This is a genomic window from Microbacterium sp. CCH5-D1, assembly GCF_001557335.1.
Taxonomy (GTDB): Bacteria; Actinomycetota; Actinomycetes; order Actinomycetales; family Microbacteriaceae; genus Microbacterium; species Microbacterium oxydans.
In genome coordinates this window covers 1-1350 of sequence record NZ_LSJW01000234.1, presented here as the reverse complement: position 1 = coordinate 1350, position 1350 = coordinate 1, and the positions used below count along the sequence as shown (strand labels likewise).

The window sequence follows — 1350 nt, the reverse complement described above, 5'->3', positions numbered from 1 at the left end:
TGGCGTGAAGACGGGCGCACTCCCGCCGAGACCCACGCACCCCTGCGAGACCCACACCTGGATGCGCGTCCGAACATGGGTCTGGGCGATGAGCGTGGGTCTCGGTGACACCAGGGGGCTCGGCGAGCACGAGTGCAGCGTGCGTCAGGGGCGGAGGCCGAACGCACGGAGCCGCGCACCGAGAGCATCCGACGTGACGATGTCCTCGGATCCCCAGCGGACGATCCGCCACCCTGTGACTCCGCGGATCGCATCCTCCCGACGCTTCTCCGCGAGCACCACGGCCTCCGCCGATATCCCTGTGCGCAACGTCGGATCGAGGTACTTTCCTCGCCCGTCGAACTCGCCGAACGTCCGCGCTCCCCGAAAGGCGAAGTCGAGCGAGTACTCCTCGCCGTGCGGTCCGGTGACGCGCGACTGCAGATCGACCTCGGTGAACCCGAGACGGTGAAGGTGCAGACGACTCACGCTCTCTCCGGGCAGCTGAGCGCGGCCATCTGAGAACGCGATCACCTCTCGGGCCTGACGGATGCCACGGTTCGAGAGGGTTTGCGCCCGCCTCCCGAGTTCACTCCGCCACTCTGCGGCAGCCGCATGGTCCTGGTCGTGTCGCCGGACCGCGATGCGCCGTAGCGCCGCGTCAGCGACGGAGATCGCCGCTTCGGGCGTGAGCCGGCATGCCAGATCGAGCACGGTCCTCTCGAGCGAGGTGCATCTGATGCCTTCGACTTCCACGAGGTCGCTATCGCGGAGAGTGAGATCGTGCCTCGCGACACCCCACTTCACTCTGCTGCGACTCGTCGGACCGAGAACAGCGTGAACGTGGGTCGGCGAGGTCCGATAGAGCGGAAGCCCGTGGATGACGGCCGCCGAAGCGAAGCAGAATGTGGCACGGCCACCGGCGGATTCCCGGTGCACGGCGAGCACCTTCAACAGATGACGACTCTCGTCCCAGAGCTGCTCCCACTCCACTGAATCCGCGTACCAGCCGCGACGCACTCGCACGATCGAGCCGTCGTCGACCATGGCCCGGAGCTCGCGCTCCGTCACCCCTCGAGCGAGCACATCACTTCTGGCGAGAAGGAGCCGGCGCGCTTCCTCGATGGTGATGGTCCTGCGCATGCACTAGATCCTCACCCTTCCCGCAGCCCATCCACACTGCGATGACCAGCGCTTGCCGGAAGTGCGGACAACTCGCTTCACATCCACGCTGTGCAGAACAACAGTCGGCGGTGCACCTGCCTACCTGGCAGTCCCCGGACCCATGCCTATCGTCGAGACCCATGCCCCCGAGCGACTGCGGGCGTGGGTTTCGGCGACAGCCTTGGGTCTCGACGATAGGCATGGGTC

Annotated in this window: 1 protein-coding gene; it reads right to left on the bottom strand. The window is 66.7% G+C overall.

The features are described from left to right. Positions 1 to 144: 144 nt before the first annotated feature. Positions 145 to 1122, bottom strand: coding sequence for a type IV toxin-antitoxin system AbiEi family antitoxin domain-containing protein (locus tag AX744_RS13830; protein WP_061017515.1), 978 nt, complete (start codon positions 1120 to 1122; stop codon positions 145 to 147). Positions 1123 to 1350 lie beyond the last annotated feature (228 nt).